The following is a 2495-nucleotide window of genomic DNA, read 5'->3' on the forward strand; positions in this document are numbered from 1 at the left end:
CCGCCAACGCTGGTCCAACCGATGGAAGGCAGCACTGAATGCCTTCGAGATAACGTTCGACGGACGGCTGTCTGCCGGACGAAAGTAGTTAGAAATCAACCAATTACACCGTTTTCTGGACAGACCCGCCATATTTGACTTCAGGCAACGGGTTGACGTGTGAAGTGTATGTCTCGAACTCGATCGGGGTCAGCATCCCGAGTGCACTGTGCCGACGCTACCGTTGTGGAAGATCTCGAGGTACTCGAACATGGCGTTGGCCAGTTCGATCCTCGTTTTCCAGCGTTTTCTGTTCAAGGGTTCGGTTTGTATTCTGCCCCAGAAAGATTCGATCACGGCGTTGTCATAGCAATCGCCGATCGATCCCATTGACGGGACCAGCCCTGAGTCGTGCGCCCGGTGGGTGAATGCCCAGGACGTGAACTGCACTCCGTGGATGCTCTCCTGAGAGTCAAGCTGCTTTTCGATGGTGTCGGGTGTTCGGGGTGATTGTCTGCGGTCCAGGGTTGAGGAGGTAGTAGACCTCGCGAGCCAGGTAGCGCTTCAGGCACCGGATAGTTTCCAGTTTCGAGTGGCCTTCGCTGGTTTTCTTCTCTACGTAGGCCTGGGTTTTCGGGTCGAGTCGAATGCGGCCGATGACGGCCAGATGCAAGGCTCGGTTGGCTTGGCGGTCACCGCCGCGATTGAGGCGGTGGCGTTGGGTCATGCCAGAAGATGCGGGTAGCGGTGCAACACCGCATAGCATCGCGAACGCGGCTTCGGATTTCATCGATCGGAATTATCGCCGGCGGTGACAAGCATTTGTCCGGCGACTTCGATACCGATTCCGACGCGCTCGAGTAGTTGAGGTGCGAGGGCTTTCACGATTGGGTTGATCAGTTCGTCGAGATCGGCGATCTCGTCGGTTAATTCGAGATAGCGGCGAGCCAGGGACTTCATCGACACCCGGTAGGCGGTCACGGGATCAGTAGCGTTCGCGACATCCGGTCGCCAGGCGGCGAGGAGGCGGATCAGTTGCATCCGCGTCAGATCGCGGACCTGAGCGCGCAGCTCGTCGGGAGCGGAGATGATCGTCATCCGCAGCAGTTGCAGCGCACTGCGCCGCTCTCGTACCGAATGGGCTCGGGTCACCCTCAACACCCGAAGTGACTCGACGGCACCGTCTTTCGATTTCGGGGTGGTGGTGCGCCGGTTGGTCTTGGCTGCGCGGGCCGCGTTGATGGCGTCGAGGTCGTCGTCTTTGCCCTTACGGCGACGGTCCGAGCGATCGGGGCGGTCCACCTCGAGTACCGTCACGCCGGCTTTCGCGAGGTGGCGGGTCAGCCCAGCTCCGTAGGAGCCAGTGCCCTCAATACCGATCCGGATCAGATTGCCGTACTCGCCGATCCAGGTCAGCATGGTTCGATACCCGTTTCGGGTGGTCGGAAAACTGCGAGTTCCGAGGACGTTGTCGTCGGTATCGATCACCGCGGCGACGTGCAGTTCTTTGTGGGTATCGACTCCGGCGAACACTCGCCGGTCTTGATCGAGATCGGCTTTGTCAGGCATCCTTGTCATGTCGCTTTCCTCTCCGTTGACCGATGAGCAAGGCGGCGCCGCGCATCGACCGAACCGGCGGACAAGACAGTGATGAGCACCTGGTGGTGCAGGCTCTCCTCAGGTCACCCCGACGGTGAGGCGTAGCGCCTCACCGGGGGTTCCCAGGAACCGACAAATCCAAGGAAAGACACACGATCGTCGATCGGAGTGAGGGTCAGGAACACTGGGAACTCCCGGCACCAGCATTCTCTCGTCTCCATGCGGTAACGGTCAGGAAATCCGAAAACACCGGCACGAACAGTCTCACTGTCCGAGTGAATGAGTGTGCCGGGTGTTGGGCCTCGATTGGAAATGCCCATTCCTAGAGCGTTTGTCACCAACGTCGCTGTCTGCGAGCTGTCGATCGACCAACCGACGACTCGCCTCGAAAACGTATCCAGGACAGCGGCGCAGTAAATTTTACCTTCACGGGCTTGGATTCCAGCGATCGTCGCAACACCTACTGGAAGGTGTGGCGGTGGCTGGGAAAAAGTACACGGATCAGCAGAAGGAAGAATTCTTTCGATTGCTCGATAGAGGTGGCACGGTCCGCGCCGCAGCGCGAGCGGTCGGCATTCATGAAAACGCCGGCTACAACTGGTTGCGGAAGACGGGGCTGACCATGGCGCGGGCGTATGCCTCCCGTTCTTCGCGCAACCCGCGTAGTCGCTCCGCTACGTGGTCGAAGTTGTAAGGCCTGGTGGTCAGGAGCTTTTCGACGGCTTCGGTGTCTCCGGCTTCCTCGAACTCGGCCACTACTGCCGCGTGTGCGAGGTCGAGCTGTCCGGCATCGAGGGCGGCGCGGGCTGCCTCCGCTTTCCCTACCGCTGCCTGGGCTTTCACATCCTTTTTGTCCATCGCGAGGGTCTTGGACACCTTCGTGATGGATGCGCCGAATTCGAGCATCTGCGCAACTC

General features: G+C 59.7%; 1 protein-coding gene and 4 pseudogenes. 1 reads left to right on the forward strand and 4 read right to left on the reverse strand.

All coding sequences use genetic code 11. From position 1 onward, the window contains the following. Positions 1–103: 103 nt before the first annotated feature. From G8767_RS35065 to G8767_RS36210, 3 pseudogenes are all read right to left on the reverse strand, one after another. A pseudogene (locus G8767_RS35065) lies at positions 104–435 on the reverse strand (integrase core domain-containing protein); the annotation flags it as partial. A gap of 16 nt (positions 436–451) precedes the next feature. Beyond that, a pseudogene (locus G8767_RS35070) lies at positions 452–1557 on the reverse strand (IS110 family transposase). A 290-nt stretch (positions 1558–1847) separates the two neighbouring features. Beyond that, positions 1848–2006: pseudogene (locus tag G8767_RS36210) on the reverse strand (DDE-type integrase/transposase/recombinase); the annotation flags it as partial. A 50-nt stretch (positions 2007–2056) separates the two neighbouring features. On the opposite strand from G8767_RS36210, the gene G8767_RS36675 reads away from it, so the two are divergent. Then, positions 2057–2272, forward strand: coding sequence for a transposase (locus tag G8767_RS36675; protein ID WP_231783836.1), 216 nt, complete (start codon positions 2057–2059; stop codon positions 2270–2272). On the opposite strand, the pseudogene G8767_RS35080 reads toward G8767_RS36675, so the two are convergent. Then, positions 2170–2495, reverse strand: a pseudogene (locus G8767_RS35080) (chromosome partitioning protein ParB); the annotation flags it as partial. The gene G8767_RS36675 and the pseudogene G8767_RS35080 overlap by 103 nt on opposite strands.

The sequence above is a fragment of the Rhodococcus sp. IC4_135 genome, assembly GCF_011602025.1.
Lineage (GTDB): Bacteria > Actinomycetota > Actinomycetes > Mycobacteriales > Mycobacteriaceae > Rhodococcus_F > Rhodococcus_F baikonurensis.